This window comes from Pseudobutyrivibrio xylanivorans, from assembly GCF_008935055.1.
Classification (GTDB): domain Bacteria; phylum Bacillota; class Clostridia; order Lachnospirales; family Lachnospiraceae; genus Pseudobutyrivibrio; species Pseudobutyrivibrio xylanivorans_A.
This window is the reverse complement of sequence record NZ_CP043028.1, coordinates 3,166,494-3,183,260: the sequence shown is the minus strand read 5'-3', so window position 1 is coordinate 3,183,260 and position 16,767 is coordinate 3,166,494. Positions and strand designations below refer to the sequence as shown.

The window sequence follows — 16,767 nt, the reverse complement described above, 5'->3', positions numbered from 1 at the left end:
AGTAGAAAATACTTATTAGATTTTTTAGGGATGGCAGTTTTACTTATAGTGGTTTTCTTTATCAGTCTTGGGCTGGGGAGCGCCCATATTTCCGTCAGGGAGATATGGCAGTCTCTCCTTGCGCCTAATGATATTTATCTGGGCAAAATTATCTTTTCAATACGACTTCCAAGGATTCTTTCGGCGATTATTCTTGGAGGAGCATTAGCCGTGTCCGGCTTCTTACTTCAAATCTTTTTTGGTAATCCAATTGCGGGTCCTTATGTACTTGGAATTTCATCGGGAGCAAAGCTTTTTGTTGCCATTGCAATGGTGCTGCTTTTAGGTCAGGGTAGATTAATCAGCGCTTTTGGAATGGTAATATGTGCCTTCGCAGGCTCACTTTTATCTATGGGATTGGTCATGCTTCTTGCAAACAAGGTGCGGAACATGTCTCTGCTGGTAGTTTGCGGTGTCATGATTGGGTACATCTGCTCCGCAATTACGGAATTCATTATCGCATTTGCGGATGACTCAAATATCGTAAATCTTCACAACTGGTCCTTGGGAAGCTTCTCTGGAACTAACTGGGATAATGTGGCTATTTCATTGATAATTGTGTTAGTCACCATCGTTTTTAGTTTTTTGATGTCAAAGCCGATAGGGGCCTATCAGCTTGGCGAAGCATATGCCAGAAACATGGGCGTGAATATCAGACAGCTTAGGATTATTTTGATTTTACTTTCCAGTATTTTATCCGCAACGGTTACAGCCTTTGCAGGTCCGATTTCTTTTGTAGGAATTGCAGTTCCACATATTATGAGAATGATTATGAAAACAGCAAAGCCAATCATTATGATTCCTGCTTGCTTCTTTGGTGGTGCCATCATTACTCTTGTCTGTGATTGTATTGCAAGAACAGCCTTCGCTCCGACGGAGCTTAGCATTAGTGCGGTAACTGCAGTGCTTTTGGCTCCGGTTGTGATAGTTCTATTAGTAAAAAAGAAGGCTTCCTAGAGCTGACTGATGAGGTGTAAAAAATAAATGAATAGACAAAGTATATCATTAGATAATCTAACAGTCGGCTACAACGTTCCCGTCATTTCCGACATCTCCCTTGCCGTCAATTCTGGCGAAGTGACAGCAATTATCGGTCCAAATGGTGCGGGTAAATCCACTGTGTTAAAGACAATCACAAGACAATTGAAGAAGTTGTCTGGTAAGGTTTACATCGGTGATGAGGATGAGATGACCCTTTCCGAGGAGGACCTTTCGAAAAAGCTTTCCATGGTAATGACTGAGCGCATCCATCCAGAGCTGATGACCTGCTTTGAGATGGTTTCAACAGGTAGATATCCTTATACAGGACGGCTTGGCATATTGTCTGATGATGACATTAAAAAGGTGAACGCGGCAATTGAACTAGTTGGAGCGACAGATGTTGCTGACCTTGATTTTATGAAAATCAGTGATGGACAACGACAGCGAGTAATGCTTGCCAGGGCAATCTGTCAGGAGCCAGAGATAATGATATTAGACGAGCCTACATCCTTTTTAGATGTGCAGTTCAAGATAGATATTCTTTCGGTTATAAAGAGGCTTGCGGTGGAGAAAAACATCGCGGTTCTTATGTCAATTCATGAGCTTGAATTCGTTCCAGCTGTGGCGGATAAGGTTATAGCAGTTGAGGGTGGTGAGGTTGCCTACGTGGGCACACCATCAGAGATTCTTACTGGTGAAAGGATAGAGAAGCTTTATCACATGCCAGGGGGCAGCGGAATAATATTCACTACAGGCTTGTTAGATTATGCAAATAGTTTAAAGAAACTGATAAAGGCTTCCCCTTGAGGGGAAGTATTATGTAAGCCTTGCTTACTAGGGCACCAAAGTTGATTACTAAAGTAATCATCCTTTGGACCCATATGATGAGGTGTATCATGTCAAAAGTAATAATGATCCAAGGCACGATGTCCAATGTGGGCAAGTCCCTTTTAGTGGGAGGGCTGTGCCGAATTTTCAAACAGGATGGCTACAAGGTAGCACCTTTTAAATCGCAGAATATGGCATTGAATTCCTTTGTTACAGTTGATGGTCTTGAGCTTGGAAGAGCTCAGGCTATGCAGGCGGAGTGCGCAGGAGTGATGCCATCGGTATATATGAATCCGATTCTTTTAAAGCCTACAAATGATGTTGGCTCCCAGGTCATTGTAAATGGTGAAGTGGTGGGGAATATGTCTGCGGTAGACTATTTTGCTTACAAGAAAAAGCTTATTCCAGATATTTTGGAGGCATATCACAAGCTTGAAGAGTGGGCTGACATCATCGTGATTGAGGGAGCGGGCTCCCCTGCGGAAATTAATCTTAAAGCAGACGATATTGTAAATATGGGAATGGCAAAGCTTGTGGATGCACCGGTTTTATTAGTCGGTGATATAGATCGAGGTGGAGTCTTTGCACAGCTTTTAGGTACTCTTGAGCTTTTGGAAGAAGATGAAAGAGCAAGAGTGAAGGGACTTATTATCAATAAGTTCAGAGGGGATAAGTCTCTTTTAGATTCAGGAATAGAGATGATAGAGGACATGGGAGGAGTGCCTGTTATTGGTACAGTTCCTTATGTTCAATTGATGATAGATGATGAGGATAGTCTGAGTGAAAGATTATCAAATGTTCACGGTGATGCCGCAGGTGAATCCGTAAATACGGTAGAGATTGCGGTAGTCAGATTGCCCCGAATTTCTAATTTTACAGATATTGCACCATTTGAAAGTCTTGCTGGCGTGAAGGTGAATTTTACTTCTAACCCAAGAGAATTAGAGAAAGCTGATTTGGTCATTATTCCTGGAAGTAAGAATACCATTGGTGATCTTCGCTGGATGCGAGAGTCAGGAATGGAAGCTGCTGTGAAAAAGTTTGCGGTGAATAAACCAGTGGTTGGAATCTGCGGCGGCTTCCAGATGATGGGAAACCTAGTATCAGACCCTGAAGCGGTGGAAGAAGGAGGCTCTATCAGAGGCCTTTCACTTTTGCCATTGAATACTATTCTTAGTGGCGAAAAATATCGCAGCCAGACTGAGGATTGCTTCGATGATTTGACTGGTATTTTCTCTAGCCTTGCAGGAGAAGAGTTTGTGGGTTATGAAATCCACAATGGAGTGTCAAATATTGAAGGAGATGCTCCGGAGCTTGATATTGTTGAGCGTGATGACGAGGGAAATATTATTCTTGTGCAAGACAAAAACATACTTGGCACCTATGTCCATGGGATTTTTGATAATGAGGATTTGGCTTATCGCCTTGTAGCTGCTGTTGCAGAGCAAAAGGGTGTGGAGCTTTCCATTGAATCAGCTGTAGATTATCAGTCCTTCAAGGATAGGGAATATGACAGGCTGGCTCAGGTGCTGAGAGAAAATTTGGACATGGATTATATATATAGGTTAATAAAATGAAAAACATAGAATATGTATTACCAAGTGAAATAGAAAAGCGAAGCTTTGAAATTATTGGCCAGGAGCTTAAGACCCTTGGCATCACTCTTGATCCAATCCAGGAGCCAGTGACAAAGCGGGTTATTCACACAAGTGCAGACTTCGAATACGCAAATACCATGTGTTATTCAGAAAATGCAATAGAGATTGCCCATAATCTAATAAAGGGCGGTGCTGATATTGTCACCGACACCAATATGGCAAAGGCTGGAATCAATAAGACAAAGCTTGCGTCCTTCGGAGGTGAGGTTCACTGCTTTATGGCAGATGATGATGTGGCTGCAGAGGCAAAGCAGCGTCAGGTTACAAGAGCAACTGTCTCAATGGAGAGGGCAGCAAAGCTTGGCAAGCCTGTTATCTTTGCAATAGGAAATGCGCCGACTGCGCTTATTTCACTTTATGAGCTTATGGAGGCAGGCTCCTTTACGCCGGAATTTGTCATCGGAGTTCCTGTTGGATTTGTAAATGTAGTTCCCGCCAAGGAGCTGTTTTTGGAGTCAAATGTGCCTTACATTATCAATAAAGGCAGAAAAGGTGGCAGTAATATTGCGGCTGCCATAGTCAATGCACTTCTGTATACACTGTGAAAAGGATGATTTCGTTGAGAAAAGGCTTTACAACTGGGAGCTGTGCTGCGGCTGCTGCGAAGGCAGCGGCGTACATGTTGCTCAGTGGGAAAGAGAAAAACAGAATAGAAATAGAGACGCCGGCAGGGGTGATGTTTGATGCTGAGATTGTGGATGTTGTGCGAGGCGTGAGTCAGGTGAGTTGTGCTGTCATAAAGGATGGGGGAGATGACCCAGATGTGACAACAGGTGCTCATGTGGTTGCTGTCGTTTCAGTGGCAAGTCAGTCAAGTGAGGCTCTTGCGGCGGAGCCTGCGGTAGAAATCGATGGAGGCTTTGGAGTTGGACGAGTTACATTGCCTGGGCTGGATCAGCCTGTGGGTAATGCTGCGATAAACAGTGTTCCAAGGTTTATGATTGAAAAGGAAGTGCTGGAGGTCTGCAGACTTTTGGACTTCAACGGAGTCTTAAAGGTAGAAATATCTGTTCCAGAGGGAGAAGAGCTGGCAGGTCACACCTTCAATCCCAGACTTGGAATCACAGGTGGTATTTCCATTCTTGGAACCACAGGGATTGTGGAGCCAATGAGCGCCAAGGCATTGATTGATACGATTTATGTGGAACTGAAGCAGAAGAAGGAGCTTGGTTATACCATAGCCATTGTTACTCCTGGAAACTATGGACTCAAGTTCATGAAGGAGACCTACGACTATGATTTGGATAAGAGTGTAAAGTGCTCCAATTTCATAGGAGAAACTGTTGATATGGCATGTCTCCTTGGCTTTGAAAAGCTTCTCATCACAGGTCATGTGGGAAAGCTTATCAAGGTTGCTGGCGGTATTATGAATACCCATAGCCATGAGGCAGACAGCCGAATGGAAATACTTGCAGCCTGTGCCTTAAAGGCTGGGGCAGATGCTAAGCTAGCCTTAAAGATTTTGGACTGCCTGAATACAGAAGAAGCTATGAAGCTTGTTGAAGAAGCAGGTTTGCTTGAGTCTACAATGAAAATTGCCCTGGAAAAGATATTGTTTTATTTGGACTTTAGAGCTCAGGGCAGAATAAAGGTTGAATGTGTACTGTATTCCAATGAGTTTGGAATATTGGCTGAATCGGAAGGAGTAAAGGAATGTCTAAAGTGACATCTCGCAATAAAGTATATTTCGTAGGGGCAGGCTGCGGAGCAGCAGACCTGATAACAGTGAGAGGAGCAAAGCTTTTAGGGCTGGCGGATGTGATAATTTATGCAGGCTCGTTGGTAAATCCTGAATTGCTTGAATATGCAAAAAAGGATTGCGAAATATATAATAGCGCAACCATGACTTTAGAAGAGGTTATGGAAATTATCGTAAATGCGAATCAGGAAGGAAAGATGGTTGTACGTCTTCATACTGGTGAACCTAGTATTTACGGAGCTGTTCAGGAACAGATGCATATTCTGGATGAAAAGGGCATAGACTATGAAAGCTGTCCTGGAGTAAGCGCTTGCTTTGGAGCGGCAGCAAGTCTTAACTTGGAGTATACTCTCCCGGATGTGAGTCAGTCATTGATTATTACAAGAATGGAAGGCAGGACTGCTGTACCTGAAGGGGAGAGCATTGAAAGCTTTGCAGCCCATGGAGCGACCATGGCAATCTATCTTTCAACTGGTATGCTTGAGGAACTTCAGGAGCGTCTGCTCAAGGGAGGCTATGATAAGAATACGCCAGCAGCGATTGTCTATAAGGCAAGCTGGCCGGAAGAGGAAAAATATATTTGCACAGTTGGAACCCTGGCAAACACTGCGAAGGCCAAGAATATCAAAAATCTGGCAGTGATTTTGGTTGGGGATGTGATAGCAAAGTCTAATTATTCTTTGAGCAAGCTGTATGATAAGGATTTTGAGACTGGATTTCGAACACCACATTAATAAATGTCCCTCTTTGGAGTAGATATGATTATATTAAGAGTAGTTTATTTTACAGATAATGGAAAAAAGGTGGCGGAAAAACTAAAAGGCCCTTTTTATATTGAAACAAAGCCAGAAGATATATCGCTTTCCGATTGGACCAGGGACTGCTTTGATATGCATTTGCCAGTAGTTTTCATTAGTTCTGTTGGGATCGCGGTGAGAACGATTGCACCTTTTATTACAAGCAAACTGAAGGACAGCCCTGTCATTGTTATAGATGAGCTTGGGAAAAATGTTATTCCAATTCTATCTGGCCATTTTGGAGGTGCAAATGAATTGGCGCGTGTTATCGCAAAAGAAATTGCTGCGACTCCAGTGATTACCACTGCCACGGATTTGAATAACGTATTTGCGGTTGATGTTTTTGCAAAGAAAAATGGACTTCGTATATGCGATAAAAGCAAAATAAAAGAAGTCTCAGGAAAGGCCCTTCGGGGAGAAGAACTAGAAATTATCCAAAAGGATGAGGAGATAATCATCGAAGGTCTAAAGCTGATTCCAAAGAGGCTTATCCTTGGTATTGGCTGCAAAAAGGGAAAGACCTTTGAAGACATAAAAGCATTCGTAAATATGTATTATTCAGATGAAGAGCTGGAGGAAAACTTATATGGGATAGCCTCTATTGATGTGAAATCAGAGGAGGTAGGACTGGTGAAGCTGGCAGAATTTTATGGTGTTCCTTTTGTAACTTTTTCTTCGGATGAATTGGAGGCAGTGGAAGGGGATTTTAATGAATCATCCTTTGTAAAAGAACAGGTTGGCGTTGGAAATGTGTGTGAGCGCTCGGCGCTTCTTTTAGCCGGAGAGGGCGGGAATTTAGCTATGAATAAAACTGCCTCAGATGGAATAACACTTGCGGCAGCAGTTAGATTTAACATTGTTTTAGTATGGTAGGAGCAGATATGGCAGGACATATTTATATAATCGGAATGGGACCAGGCGAGAAATCAGCAATGTCTGAGGAAGCATACGCCTGCATGGAAAAGTCGGATGTTATTGTGGGTTACACTGTCTACATTGATTTGGTGAAGGATTATTTCAAAGAGAAGGAATTTTTCACCACACCTATGAAGCAGGAGATTGAACGATGCAGGGCATGCTTTGAGTTTGCTCTTTCAGGCAAGGATGTTGCTTTTATTTGTAGTGGCGATGCAGGTGTTTATGGCATGGCGGCACCAATGTTTGAGCTTTTGCCAGAATACGTAAATACGAATTCGGATTTCACAGAGGATAATATTTCGGTAATCCCAGGTGTTACAGCAGCAATATCTGGCGCAGCTGTTTTAGGTGCGCCTATCAATCATGATTTTTGTGTAATTAGTTTGAGCGATTTGCTGACACCTTGGGAGGCAATTGAAAGACGTATTCGCTGCGCAATTGAGGGGGATTTTGCCATTGCTCTTTATAATCCAAGCAGTCATAAGCGGCACGATTATTTGCAGAAGGCCTGCGACATTATGCTTTCCTCAGGTGCAAAGGAAAACAGAGCCTGTGGATATGTTGAGAACATTGGTCGTGAGGGAGAGAGGGCTGTCACATGCACCCTTTTGGAACTTAGGACAACAAGTGTTAATATGTTTACAACAGTATTTATTGGAAATTCCAACACGAAGATTATCAATAACAGATTGGTTACGCCTAGAGGGTATAAACTATGAAAAAGGTTATCATTTTCGGTGGAACAACAGAGGGTAGACGACTGGCTGAGATGCTGGTTAACGCCAAGGTTTCCTGCGTGTATTGTGTGGCAACTGAGTACGGCAAGCAGCCTGTGATGGAGTCTGACTATCTCCATGTGCATCAGGGGCGAATGGATGCAGCTCAGATGGCAGATCTTTATCGTCAGCAGGAACCGGATGCAATTGTAGATGCGACCCATCCTTTTGCAGAAATAGTAAAACAGGAAATATTAGAAAGTGTCTTTGCTTACAAGGAGGTACCTTTCTTCAGGCTCGCTCGCGACGAAGAGGAGGGCTTGGATTTAAGCAATTGCTTCTTTTTTGATAATAATGAAGAATGCATTCGAGCTCTGAAAAATACTACTGGCAAAGTTTTTCTTACAACAGGTAGCAAAGAGTTAAAGGCATTTTGTAACGATGAAGAACTTAGAGAGCGCCTTGTTGCCAGGGTGATTCCTAGTGAGGAAAGCTTGAAAATCTGCTATGACAATGGATTGAAGGGCAGCCAGATTATTGCTATGCAGGGACCGTTTACTGCAGGAATGAATTTGGCCTTTTTAAAGGAATGTGATGCCAAGGTCCTGGTGATGAAAGAGGGCGGTAAGTCCAGCGGGCAGCGGGAGAGAATTGTTGCAGCTAATAGGCTTGGCGTGAAGGTCTTTCTTTTAAAACGACCAGAAGAAAATATGCAGGCCCTGGATTTCAATCAGGTGAAGTCTGCACTTTTTGATTTGTTTGATATTAAGGAAGATGGTCAGAAGATTACCCCAGATAAAAAGCTGCTTGTTACTCTGGCAGGCTTTGGAATGGGATTTGGTACAATTACCAGCGAGGTTCAGGTGGCAATCAATGAAGCGGACTATATCTTTGGAGCTTCGAGAATGCTGGTTGGAATTGACAGAGATTGCAAGAAATATCCATATTATCTTGCGAAGGATATTGTGCCTGTTTTGGAGCAGCTTGCCAGTGAGATAAAGTATGGTGTAAAGAAAGCAGTCATATTATTCTCGGGAGATACAGGCTTTTATAGCGGCTCAAAGAAGCTGATTGCGGCGGTTGAAAAGTTGGATTACTGCACTACCAAGGTGCTTCCAGGAATATCTTCTATTAGTGCACTGGCTTCAAAGCTCAATGAAAGCTGGCAGGATGCTGTAATCCTCAGCACTCACGGAGTGGAGGATTCCTATTGGAAGCCTCGTCTTGTGGAGGCTGTGACCTACAATGAGAAGGTGTTTGCCCTTACCTCTGGAAATACAGATATTAGAACCATAGGAGAGATGCTTATAAACTTGACTGAAAGTACTGGGGCAAAATTCCATATTTTTGCAGGCACAAATCTATATTCAAATGAAAAAATAGTAAGCCTCACCCCTGAAAAATGCTCTGTTTTCAATGAGGATGGACTGTGTACAATTCTCATTAAAAATACAAATGCTATATCAAAGCCATGCGCCCCAGGTTTGACTGATGACAGCTTCATTAGGGAGCAGGTCCCAATGTCAAAGGAGGAAATCAGAGAGCTTTCTATCTGTAAACTCAGACCAGGAAAGAACGCTGTGATTTACGATGTGGGCAGTGGAACAGGTTCTGTTGCGGTGGAGCTTGGTCTTTTGGATTCAAGCATATCCGTATATGCGATAGAACTTAAGCCTGAGGCTTGCACATTAATTCGTAAAAACGTATCAAAGTTTAATCTTAACAATGTTTCAGTAATCGAAGGCGCGGCACCTGATGCACTTGAAGGATTGCCTATACCGTCACATGTATTTATCGGAGGCAGTGGAGGCCGGCTTGATGAAATAATTGCAACGTTAAAAGCATTGAATTCTCCAATCCGAGTGGTTATCAACTCAGTAACTATGGAGACCAGTGCTGAGATATACAATGTTACCAAGAAACATCAGATTAAGGGTGCAGACATAGTTCAGGTTTGCGTAAGCAAGGGTAAGAAAGCTGGAGACTATACTGTGATGCAAGGACTTAATCCGGTTTATATTGCCACATTTGAATTGTAGGCTTTCTCGAAATTATTGCTTTTTGTAGCCTGTTATTGAAAAAGTTTGGAAAAAATATAAATATTTTTTCTCAGCCATTATTTCATATAACTTTCATATATGTGTGATATAAGTATAAAGAGTTTCTGAAGAGTTCAGAAGCTCTTTATTTTGGAGGTTGAGCTATGGAAAAGACTAAACGAGAGTATTTGTGGCTGGTATTTTTCTTAATCGTTTTTATTAATGGCTTTGAGGCGGGAGGATATCAGGCGAGCCTTCTGAATATTGGACAGACATATGAGCTCTCCACTGCGTCGAAAGGCATATTTGCTTCGGTGGAGTTGTTTGCTACAATGCTTGCGCCGATTTTGCTTGGAGCCTGGGCTGATAGAAACAGCAAGGTGAAATGTCTTAGGACTTTGTTATGTATTCAGCTTGGGGCTGCTCTTTTGATTTTGTTGTTTACATCTCAGGTGATGTTTGTTGGCGGTGTTTTCTTCTTAGGACTGACTACCAGTGCATTGCAGTTCATAGCAATAGCAGCACTTGCTGATTCATATCCATTGACCTGCAAAAAGAAGATTGGCTTTCTTACATCAATGTATGCACTTGGCGCATTTGTGGCGCCACTAGTTGTATCTACTTATTTGAAGCTTGGCTTTAGCTGGAGGACCTTGTTTTTGTTCCTGACAGTCACCAGTGCCATTGCAATGGCAGGATTGTTTAATGCGGGAGATGGTAAGCGTGAGCAGCTTGAAGACACTGATGAAGCAAATAGCGGGTCTGGAAAATTTATACTCGCGGCAATTCTTTTACTTTGTGTCATAATGTGTATCTATGTTGGTTATGAAAATGGTTTTGCCTTCTTCGTAGACACATTATTTGCAGAGGAACTGCAATCTGCTATAGGAAAATACGCCCTGAGCATTTTCTGGATTGTAATGATTCCATCAAGAGTTTTGGTGGGATATTTCGCAAAGTATGCTCATAAGATTTTACTTGCTGCGGTAATAGCAATTCCTGTTATTACAGTGATAATTGCTCAGCTAAACTCAGATATACCGGTACTTTTATTGTGCATCCCACTTGGCTTTGCCTGCGGAGCAATTTACCCAAGTGTTTTAAATATTGCTATGCCACTTGCTGGTGAGCACAAGGCAACTGCAACAGGAATGATTACAACTGCAACAGGAATCGGTGGAGTTGCATTCACTGCGCTTACAGGTATTTTGGGTGAGCAGTTTGGCCTTAGAAATGCAGTGATGTCGTTGGGAGCATTTTTTATAATTTCAATAATATCAGTGATTATTTTAATGAGGAGAGAAAAATGAAAAACAGAATTGTGAAAAAAATGGTAGCTATTTCATTAGTTGGAGTGATGGCACTTGGCATGGTTGCTTGTGGCAACAATGCTGATGAAGCCGTAGAGTCAGAGACAGCAGTTGAAGAGTCAGTGGAGCAGGAAGCTTCTGAGACGGAGCCAACAGAAGCCGAAACCGAGACAGAGGCTGAAAGCCAGAGCGCAAATCTTCCTGCCTACGAGTACCCAGGACCTGAGTACTTTTACACGGTTGTTTATCAGTACTTGATCGATGAGTTTGGAGCTAATTATGAGCAGGCAGATGTGTGCATCCCATGTCCAATTATTATTGCTGAGGATTATGATGACAAAGAGGATATAAAGCTTTGGGGTAATTTCTGGATTTATAATTATGAATTAAATGGTGATACTCTAGAGGCAGTTTCCGGTGGTTCTTACCCAGGTTGTCTGCACATTAAGATGGATAATGAGGCTAACTATGTAGTTTCAGAGTTTGAGGCTGTTGGTGATGGTGCAGACTATGAGCCTACTGCTAAGAAGATTTTCGGAAAGTACTATGAAGACCTTGTTAAGTCAGGAGAAAATACTGAAGAAAATGAGGCTCTTAGAGCTCAGATAATTTCCAACTACGTATTTGCGAATAATCTTTCTATCAAGGCATATAAGGACTATGGATGGGACCCAGTTTCACTTCCTGAGCAGAACATTGACAGCTTTTACAGTCAATTGGATTGAATGCACGGAGTCCCGGACTCTAAAACAGAAACAGCTATAGAAAGTAAGGGGAGTTTGGAAAAGAAAAATATGGATTTTTATTCACTTGAATTTGATAAGGACAGCGAGATTTTTGCTAGAATAAATGGCTTGTCCTATAAGGATAATTGCACGGTCCCAGTATCGGATTTACGATATTTGCATGTGCTACATTTTGGATTTGATGGCAAAAGCCATGAGGGAGAAATTATTTGCAACAAGTACATTGCAGATGATTTACTTGATATTTTTCAGAAGTTATACGAGGCCAAATATCCTATCGAAAAGATAAAACTTGTGGATGAATACGGCGCTGACGATGAAAAGTCAATGGCAGATAATAATTCCTCTAGCTTCAACTTCAGATTCATCAGCTACACCACGAAGATTTCCAAGCATGGCTACGGTCTGGCTATGGATATCAATACCCTATATAATCCATACGTGAAAACAGTGGACGGAAGGCTTTCCGTTGAGCCTGCCAACGCCACAGACTACGTTGATCGAACCAAAGACTTCCCGTACAAGATTGATGATGAAGACCTGGCGTACAAGCTATTCATTGAACATGGATTTGAGTGGGGTGGTGCATGGAAGAATAGCAAGGATTATCAGCACTTTGAAGTGCCAGATTCTGTTGTGAAGAAATTATATAACTAGATGAAAAATGTGTCACAGGGGGGACTCATTTTTTGTGAATTAGAATAAGGAATATTCTGATTTATAGCTTTTCATTTGAGCTTTAGTTATTGTATCTCAGAAAAAGCTACTATCAATGGTAAAGGTGCTAGCGCACCTGCCTCAGTAGGCACCATTGACAGTAGCTTTTTTTGAGATACATGGTAAACAAGCTCAATTGAAAATTGGGCTGTGGCAAGCCACAATCTTGATTTATCAATTGATTAACAAGGAATGGGCATTTGATGGATTACTATTGATAGATTTTTCTTGTGAAATGCTTATTTTATCAATGGGAGTGGCAGCAATCCTGTAATCACGTTGAGGTGTTTATAAATTTTGTCCAAATCAAAAGATTTTTATCAATTAGAAACGAAGAGAAGCGGCTTTACAGAAGTTCTTGTGATAAAACATTGCAAATTTAAAAACTTTTTATCAATTAGGAACTCAGGAACGCTGAATTTACGATGAGACTATGATAAAACTAGGTTCATACTTTTAGAACAGTACCTCAAGAAAATGATAAAAAGGCAAATTGGGGTATTAATTAGCTTAAATGGTACCTCAAGGAAATGGAAGTTTTTGCAGGCTTGGGGTATGATAATACACCAATATAAAAAATTGTAAGATTTGTTGTGGTACCTTAAGGAATATTTGTACCTCAATAGTAGATGGATATGTAAATATTGAGGTATTGCTATACCCCAAATCCTAATAAAAGCATATATCTTGGGGTTCACTTTATTGGAAATAATACCCCATAATAAGAAAAACTATTATTCCTGTGGCTTGCCACAGTCCCATTTTCAAGCCTGCTTGATTACCACATACCCGCCCAAAGACTGCGAGTCAATGACGCGAAGCGCCGAAGGGCATCATTGATGCGCAAGTCTGGGAGGGTATCATGTAACAAGCAGGCTGAAAATGAAAAAAGGATTCTAGCCAAGAACTAGAATCCCTTGAACATATTTATAATAATATTTAATCTACAACACGATCTTCAATTGGAATGTACTTCTTGTGCTGACATACTGTCATGTAAGCAGGACGCATAATCTTGCCCTTGTGGCAGATTTCCTCCATGCGATGAGCGCTCCAGCCAGCGATACGTGCAATGGCAAATATTGGGGTGAAGAGCTCGCCTGGAATGCCAAGCATCTGATAAACAAAGCCAGAGTAGAAATCCACGTTTGGTGAAACACCTTTGTAGATTTTGCGCTCCTCTGCGATAATCTTTGGTGCAAGCTTAGCAACCAATTCGTAAAGGTTGTATTCTTTTTCCATTCCTTTTTCAATGGCAAGATCCTGCACGAATGAATGGAAGGTGATGGCACGAGGATCTGAAACAGAGTAAATAGCGTGTCCCATACCATAGATGAGTCCCTGTCTGTCGAAAGCTTCTCCATGAAGAAGTGCGCGAAGATAATTTCCAACTTCTTCTTCATCTTCCCAGTCCTTCAAAACTGATTTCATTTCATCGAACATTTTTACAACCTTAATATTGGCGCCACCGTGCTTAGGACCCTTGAGAGAACCTAACGCTGCGGCAATAGCTGCGTATGTGTCAGTACCTGATGATGATACAAGGTGAGTAGTGAAGGTGGAGTTGTTACCACCACCATGTTCCATATGAAGGATTAGTGCAACGTCCAAAAGTTTTGCCTCAAGTGGAGTGAACTTGCTGTCTGGTCTCAGACAGTGAAGAATATTTTCAGCTGTCGAGTACTCAGGCTTTGGCTGATGGATGATAAGTGAATTTTCATTATAGTAATAATCGTAGGCAGCGTAGCTGTAAACTGAGAGCAATGGGAAATTAGCAATCAGCTGAAGACACTGTCTAAGCACGTTTGCCTCCGAAGTATCGTCTGCATAATCATCATAGGAATAAAGGGCAAGGACGGAGCGGGCAAGCGAGTTCATCATGTCCTTTGATGGGCTTTTCATAATCATATCTCTAACAAAGTTAGGTGGAAGAGAACGATAGTGGGCAAGAAGCTTCTTGAACTCTTCTAACTGCTCTTTGGTAGGAAGTGATCCAAATAATAGGAGATAAGCACATTCCTCGAAGCCAAAATGCTGTTCCTGTGGAAGATTCTTAACCAGGTCGCGTACATTGTAGCCTCTGTAGAAAAGCTGACCGTCACAAGGAACCTCCTTGCCGTCAACAAATTTCTTCGAATTAACTTCTGAAATTTCAGTGATTCCTACGAGCACACCTTTACCATTAAGGTCACGAAGACCTCTTTTTACATCGTAGGTGGTGTAAAGCTCAGGATCTATATATGAGGATTTTTTAGACAGCTCCGCAAGCTTTTCAACCTCTGGAGTCATCTCGCAGTAATTTTCAATTAGCATTAAAATCTTGTCCTCCTTTTGTACTTTAGCGTACTAAATTATTTAATGTATGTTACCACAATTTTACCAAAAAATTCAAGGAAAATTGTACAAATCAAAAAACAATTTTTTTGTGAAATAATTGACAATAATAATGCTGTTGGATAAAATGATAGTTAGCGAAAATTAGTTTATAATCCCAGGAAAATGGGGTTAGCTAAAAAGTTAATTAATTAGAAAAGTGAGGTAAGACAAGATGGCTAATGTTGATTTAACAAAGTATGGCATCACAGGAACTACTAGCATTGTTCACAATCCTTCTTATGAGGATCTCTACAAGGCAGAGCTCGCAGATTCAAATGAGGGATATGAAGTCGGCAAGGAAACAGAGCTTGGCGCTGTTAACGTTATGACAGGTATCTACACTGGACGTTCTCCTAAGGATAAGTACATCGTTATGGATGAGAATTCTAAGGATACTGTTTGGTGGACATCAGAAGGATATCCAAATGATAACCATCCTATGTCTGAAGAGGTTTGGGCTAAGGTAAAGGAGCTTGCAAAGAAGGAGCTTTCTAACAAGGATCTTTATGTTGTAGATCTTTTCTGCGGCGCTAACAAAGATACACGTATGGCAGTTCGTTTCATCGTTGAGGTTGCATGGCAGGCTCACTTTGTTGAGAATATGTTCATTAAGCCAACAGCTGAGGAGCTTGAGAACTTCGAGCCAGATTTCGTAGTTTACAATGCATCAAAGGCTAAGGTTGAAAATTACAAGGAGCTCGGTCTTAATTCGGAGACTTGCGTAGCTTTCAATATCACATCTAAGGAGCAGGTTATCATCAACACATGGTACGGCGGAGAGATGAAGAAGGGTATGTTCTCTATGATGAACTACTTCCTTCCACTTAAGGGTATTGCTTCAATGCACTGCTCAGCTAACTGCGATATGGATGGAAAGCACACAGCAATCTTCTTTGGTCTTTCTGGAACAGGTAAGACTACACTTTCTACAGATCCAAAGCGTCGTCTTATCGGTGATGATGAGCACGGTTGGGATGACAACGGCGTATTCAACTTCGAAGGTGGTTGCTACGCAAAGGTTATTGGTCTTGATAAGGAATCTGAGCCAGATATCTACAATGCAATCAGAAGAGATGCTCTTCTTGAGAACGTAACAGTTGATGACGCTGGTAAGATTGATTTTGATGACAAGAGCGTTACAGAGAACACTCGTGTATCTTATCCAATCGACCACATCAACAATATTGCAGCTGAGGTAAACAAGGTTTCTGCTGGTCCTGATGCTGATAACGTAATCTTCCTTTCAGCTGATGCATTTGGAGTACTTCCTCCAGTATCAATCCTTACACCAGAGCAGACAAAGTACTACTTCCTTTCAGGATTCACAGCTAAGCTTGCTGGTACTGAGAGAGGTATCACAGAGCCTACACCTACATTCTCTGCTTGCTTCGGTCAGGCATTCCTTGAGCTTCACCCAACAAAGTATGCTGAGGAGCTTGTTAAGAAGATGGAGAAGTCTGGAGCAAAGGCTTACCTTGTTAACACAGGTTGGAACGGAACAGGAAAGAGAATCACAATTAAGGATACAAGAGGTATCATCGATGCTATCCTTAATGGCGACATCAAGAATGCTCCTACAAAGACAATTCCAATGTTCAACTTCGAAGTTCCTACAGAGCTTCCAGGTGTAGATTCTAAGATTCTTGATCCTAGAGATACATACGCTAACGCTTCTGAGTGGGAAGAGAAGGCTAAGGATCTTGCTGCAAGATTCAACAAGAACTTTGTTAAGTACACATCTAACGAGGCTGGTAAGGCACTTGTTTCTGCAGGTCCACAGCTTTAAAACAATTCAGAGCCAAGTAAGTTTTATATAGAAAATGAGTGCTTGCATTCATTTTTCTATTAAAACTTATTTGGTGAGAACACCCTAATGAGCAAAAGGAAAGCTCTGAAAGAGCGGTTTTGCGAATGAGGGTCTGAATTGTTTTTATAAAGTGATA

15 protein-coding genes are annotated in these 16,767 nt (G+C 41.7%); 14 read left to right on the top strand and 1 reads right to left on the bottom strand.

Going from position 1 to position 16,767, the window contains the following annotated elements; translation table 11 throughout:
* Positions 1-30: 30 nt before the first annotated feature.
* The 13 genes from FXF36_RS14245 to FXF36_RS14185 all read left to right on the top strand — a co-directional run bounded on the left by FXF36_RS14245 (position 31) and on the right by FXF36_RS14185 (position 12,722).
* Positions 31-996, top strand: coding sequence for a FecCD family ABC transporter permease (locus FXF36_RS14245; protein ID WP_151625216.1), 966 nt, complete (start codon positions 31-33; stop codon positions 994-996).
* Positions 997-1,023: 27 nt separating this feature from the next.
* On the top strand, positions 1,024-1,827 hold the full coding sequence (locus tag FXF36_RS14240) for an ABC transporter ATP-binding protein (protein ID WP_151625214.1): 804 nt from the start codon (positions 1,024-1,026) through the stop codon (positions 1,825-1,827).
* 89 nt (positions 1,828-1,916) lie between these two features.
* On the top strand, positions 1,917-3,425 hold the full coding sequence (locus FXF36_RS14235) for a cobyric acid synthase (protein WP_151625212.1): 1,509 nt from the start codon (positions 1,917-1,919) through the stop codon (positions 3,423-3,425).
* Positions 3,422-4,051 (top strand): precorrin-8X methylmutase, encoded by a 630-nt coding sequence (locus FXF36_RS14230; protein ID WP_151625210.1) that lies wholly within the window; start codon positions 3,422-3,424, stop codon positions 4,049-4,051. Before FXF36_RS14235 ends, FXF36_RS14230 begins: the two co-directional genes overlap by 4 nt.
* A 14-nt stretch (positions 4,052-4,065) precedes the next feature.
* A complete protein-coding gene (gene cbiD / locus FXF36_RS14225) occupies positions 4,066-5,172 on the top strand; it encodes a cobalt-precorrin-5B (C(1))-methyltransferase CbiD (protein ID WP_174819754.1) in 1,107 nt (368 codons plus the stop codon).
* A complete protein-coding gene (gene cobM, locus FXF36_RS14220) occupies positions 5,160-5,939 on the top strand; it encodes a precorrin-4 C(11)-methyltransferase (protein ID WP_151625206.1) in 780 nt (259 codons plus the stop codon). The genes cbiD and cobM overlap by 13 nt, the downstream gene beginning before the upstream one ends.
* 24 nt (positions 5,940-5,963) lie before the next feature.
* Positions 5,964-6,875, top strand: a complete 912-nt coding sequence (locus tag FXF36_RS14215; RefSeq protein ID WP_167511398.1) for a cobalt-precorrin 5A hydrolase — start codon at positions 5,964-5,966, stop codon at positions 6,873-6,875.
* 8 nt (positions 6,876-6,883) lie between these two features.
* Entirely contained in the window at positions 6,884-7,639 is a 756-nt protein-coding gene (cobJ, locus tag FXF36_RS14210; RefSeq protein ID WP_151625202.1) for a precorrin-3B C(17)-methyltransferase, read from the top strand.
* Positions 7,636-9,675: a precorrin-6A reductase gene (gene cobK / locus FXF36_RS14205; RefSeq protein ID WP_151625200.1), complete on the top strand. Its 2,040-nt coding sequence runs from the start codon at positions 7,636-7,638 to the stop codon at positions 9,673-9,675. The genes cobJ and cobK overlap by 4 nt, the downstream gene beginning before the upstream one ends.
* A gap of 164 nt (positions 9,676-9,839) precedes the next feature.
* Positions 9,840-10,985 (top strand): MFS transporter, encoded by a 1,146-nt coding sequence (locus tag FXF36_RS14200; protein ID WP_151625198.1) that lies wholly within the window; start codon positions 9,840-9,842, stop codon positions 10,983-10,985.
* The gene (locus FXF36_RS14195; RefSeq protein WP_151625196.1) at positions 10,982-11,710 is read left to right on the top strand and encodes a hypothetical protein; all 729 of its coding nucleotides are present in this window, start codon (positions 10,982-10,984) and stop codon (positions 11,708-11,710) included. Before FXF36_RS14200 ends, FXF36_RS14195 begins: the two co-directional genes overlap by 4 nt.
* A 54-nt stretch (positions 11,711-11,764) precedes the next feature.
* Positions 11,765-12,388, top strand: a complete 624-nt coding sequence (locus tag FXF36_RS14190) for a M15 family metallopeptidase (protein WP_243143521.1) — start codon at positions 11,765-11,767, stop codon at positions 12,386-12,388.
* Between the two features lie 154 nt (positions 12,389-12,542).
* Positions 12,543-12,722, top strand: a complete 180-nt coding sequence (locus FXF36_RS14185) for a hypothetical protein (protein WP_151625194.1) — start codon at positions 12,543-12,545, stop codon at positions 12,720-12,722.
* 665 nt (positions 12,723-13,387) lie between these two features.
* Here FXF36_RS14185 and FXF36_RS14180 read toward each other — a convergent pair.
* Positions 13,388-14,761, bottom strand: coding sequence for a citrate/2-methylcitrate synthase (locus FXF36_RS14180; protein WP_151625192.1), 1,374 nt, complete (start codon positions 14,759-14,761; stop codon positions 13,388-13,390).
* Between the two features lie 235 nt (positions 14,762-14,996).
* Between FXF36_RS14180 and pckA the strand changes: the two genes are divergently transcribed.
* Positions 14,997-16,610: a phosphoenolpyruvate carboxykinase (ATP) gene (gene pckA, locus FXF36_RS14175; RefSeq protein WP_151625191.1), complete on the top strand. Its 1,614-nt coding sequence runs from the start codon at positions 14,997-14,999 to the stop codon at positions 16,608-16,610.
* Positions 16,611-16,767: the final 157 nt, after the last annotated feature.